Genomic DNA, 3,723 nt, shown 5'->3' with positions numbered 1-3,723 from the left:
TGAATCAACACGCCAGGAAGTTTGCTCGATAGAGAAGTGCCATAGGGAGTTGACCAGTAATCGCCACTGTTGGGAGACGCAACGCCAATCAACACAATACGATCGCGAATGGCACGAGGATTGACCTGTCCATTGAGAATTTGCGTCAGTGTGACTTGTTGTGCGATTGCTTGAGGGTGACGGTAGTTGAGCAGAATTTGATTGCCGCGCGTATCGATCGTTTGGTAGCCGCCGACTCGCCCTTCAAAACTCGGAAAGGTGACGTTCTTTAATTGCAGGTCGCCGTCGGGAGTAAATTTGGGCGCAATGTCCCGCGCATTTAAGTAGCGAAACGCAAGCTGAAGATTGAAGGCATAGGCAGGTGTGCAAGGAGAAGTCGGATTGGGCGACATAAACAGCAGGTGACGGCGAATCGCTCCATCCGAATCCTGGACAAAATCACTAAAGCCAGTCTGTTCTTCGGGCACTTCGGGCGGGGGCAAAATCCCGGCGGGGTCATCGGGCGGAGCGGGACGCTTGCAGATGGCGATCAGGTTGGGTTGATTTAACTGCTGCTTTAAGTCTGGAGAACTAGCCGGAAAATCTCGGTAAATGTCGAGTCCGATCGCCAACGGTTCAGCGTCTTCTAGTTTGGCGAGGAGGCGGCTGAGGGTACGCTCAGACAGTGATCCTTGACGAGGTTCGGGGCCTTGAGTCTGCATATCTTTTTCGGTGATAGTGACGACCAGCAAACGGGGATCAGGATTTTCGGCGGGGCGCGATCGTGTCAAGGTGTCAAAGGCGGCTAATTCTGTCGGTTGGAGCCAGCCAAGCCAGCGAATTCCGGTGATCAAGCTGGTGACCGCTAAACTGCTGAGAAGAATTTTTTGCAAGTCGTGGCGAGTCGGTCGAGGAAAAGCGATCGCAGGTTTGCCACACCAGTCTTGCCAGGTTGGGGGCACTTCGGCAGGGTTTTGACAAATGACGGGGAGCCAAGTGGCGCAAGGGAAATCGACTTCTAACGGCTGTAGTTTTTCGCGGGCTTCTCGAACGGCGGTGTAGAGCGACTGTCCGCTAGAAAAGGCGGTGAGAAAGTGTTTGAGGAATTCTTGAGCGACGCGATCGGGCACCGATTCTCGCATGACAATCACTTGAGGCAAATGCAGATCGGCCAAATCTCGCGCCAGTCCCAGCCCATCACAGGAGTTAAAAATTGCCAGCTTTAACCCATTGGCGATCGCTTTGCGGAGTCCGTATTTAAGCTGGTCGATCGTCAGACTTTCGGTGTGGTTAATTTGAATGCGTCCTTTGCCCTGACTAGAACTGTGTCCCGCAAAAAACAGCACATCCCATCCGGGTTGCCAAAGCTGTTGGGTTAAGTCTTTTGCTTGTGGTTCGACTAAAAATTTGAGTTCGGTTCGAGGAAGCTGTTTGAGGAGTTGTTGGTCACGATCGAGATCGATTCCTTTACGATCGCCCAAGATTGCTAGAATCTTAACTTTGGTATTGCTTTTGGCATGATTTGTTTTAATCGCTCTCGTATACTCAGGTAAGCTTAAAGCGATTTCTACTTTTGGATAGTCTTCTAAAAAATCCCATAAGCACCAGGGTAATTTTAGCAATTCTGAATTATCTGCCACGACAATCACTCGAATCTCATCAAACTGATTCAATCGCGTGCGTAGCTGCCGTTCAATTTTTTGAAACTGATGGGTACTGAGCCAGCGATTGATCTCATGTCGTAACTCATCACTCAGACTGCTAAATTCTGAATGCGAAATGTGAGTGAGATCGGTTTCGTCAATGTCAAATTCTGCGTTGAATTCCGTCGATCGTCGCCATCCCAAATTGGAATACAACGCCTCATAGAGCGATCGCCAGCGTTCATACAGGTCGCCCAATTCTGGCATCGGCGGCAAACTGCCCGTAAACTGCATTGGCTGAGACTGATCCGCTTCCCACAGTTGAGCAATCACATTAGACAAACCCGTCTGCCAGTCACCGTTTCCTAAATTCAAAACAACTAGATGACTCATAGCTGAAAATCTTCTGTGATTACAGTATCGTCGATGGCCACCTGCAAGCTAAACTGAGTCCCCAAAGCTGACCGAAACCGTCGCAGTTGAATCACATCATCCTGGGGCCGAGACTGTACCGATTGAATCATTTCACCCATCGATGAGATCAAAGACAGTTGCAGATTTGCAGGAAGATTGAATGAAGCGTCACGAGATCGAAGCTGCGATCGCACCCCAATTCTGCCGTCGGCTTCGGGTTCTAGAGTGACTAATAATAAGAGGGCGCGATCGGAAAGATTCAATAATTTAACGCGCCTCACGGCCGCCTCACTCAACTCCACTTGCCGCAGATTAACCGCAAATTCGTCGCGTCCCAAAAGGCTCTCTAACGACTGCCAGCCTTCCTCAAACACATTTTGCAACCATTGACCCAGTTGAACTCGTCTGGATGTGGATCCTGAAAGCCGCTGCCGCCAATCTGCTCGTTCCAATAGTGCGCCCCATAAAGCAAACGGCACCTCTAATCGAGCCTGAAGGAGAGCGGGATTGGTGAGCCGTTGGAGTAAATTGTCTGCCTGAGCAGGTTGAATCGTCGGCAAAGGCGCGATCGCTGCCTGAGTCACCTCAGTCGGATTAAGCTGGCGCACGACCCAAAGCACCGTCAAATCTTGAATCAAATCTTGAGCATCCAAACAATAAGTCCGATCGCGCTCATCATAGGTGGCGATCGCTTTAATCTGTTCATGCGTCGTATAGCCCCAAACCCTGACCCAGCCCTCATCAGGATTGACCTGCACTGCTAGATAATAGTCCCCCGCCCAATTCGTCAAATCAATCCATTCTTGAGGAATTCGCAGTTCGCTAGTATCGATCGTTTTATCAGGAATTAAAATCAGCCGCTTGTTGTTTAAACGGTCGCCTAAAGTAATCGCCGTCCCATTCACAAAATTCCACAAACTTGGGTGTAGAGATGCTTGGGGGGCGTAGTGCGATCGTAACCACGGTAAGAATGTACTGAGACTAACTTGATTCAAATAAGTGTTCCATTGAGCGGTAACCGTGGTGCAGGACTGAGCGACTTGCCAAGATTCAGACTGCACGTCTGGCAGGATTTCTAGCTGAAGTTGGGTGAGCGTTTGCATGGGGAGGTGACGAGTGAGGAGTGAGGAGTGAGGAGTGAGGAGCGAGGAGGGATGATTTTGCCCTCTTCTAGTGTTTAGACTGACTACGGGAGATTGCTGTACCCTGATTGAGCAATGCCGAGGAAGGTGAAAATGAGTGCTAGGAAAGCGTTTTAATCATCTTTCGTGCCTCATGGTTTCTTGTAGCCATTCTTCTAAAACTGTACTGATATGCTTAATCACGTTGGAGGTGGGCGAGATATGCAGCGTTTCCTGGCTCCATTGGGTGAGAGAGCGTAATAAGGTTTCTCGTGCCTTTGATAGCTTGCGCGATATTGTGTATTGAGGAATGCCGGACTGCTGGGCGATTTGCTGTTGGGTTAAACCAGTTTGATAATAGAGCCGCAGGAGATCCTGAGCTTGAGTATCCAGTTTGCCTAAACTTGCGATCAGAACGGCATGAACTTGACCTTGCTGAGTCTGACGATCGTGCTCCTCTTCTTGAGCAATCAAATCGTTTAACAAAGACTCCTGCATCGGATCAGATAAGTCATCTTGGCGCTCACCCGTCATGTCTCCAGATTTGGGCAAATTGAGCGAGGTCA

Annotated in this window: 3 protein-coding genes; all 3 read right to left on the bottom strand. The window is 49.7% G+C overall.

The genetic code is table 11. The annotated features are described in order from the left end of the window. Positions 1-2,015, bottom strand: a 2,015-nt coding sequence (locus tag ACKFKF_RS34540) for a CHASE2 domain-containing protein (protein ID WP_446871880.1), incomplete at its 3' end; no start/stop codon positions are given. Next, positions 2,012-3,139: a DUF1822 family protein gene (locus ACKFKF_RS34535; protein ID WP_446871879.1), complete on the bottom strand. Its 1,128-nt coding sequence runs from the start codon at positions 3,137-3,139 to the stop codon at positions 2,012-2,014. The genes ACKFKF_RS34540 and ACKFKF_RS34535, both read right to left, overlap by 4 nt. A gap of 156 nt (positions 3,140-3,295) precedes the next feature. Then, on the bottom strand, positions 3,296-3,723 hold a 428-nt coding region (locus tag ACKFKF_RS34530), incomplete at its 5' end, for a sigma-70 family RNA polymerase sigma factor (RefSeq protein WP_446871878.1).

This window comes from Phormidesmis sp. 146-12 (assembly GCF_052939495.1).
The sequence above is the reverse complement of the archived record's forward strand: the minus strand, read 5'-3'. Positions and strand labels throughout refer to the sequence as shown.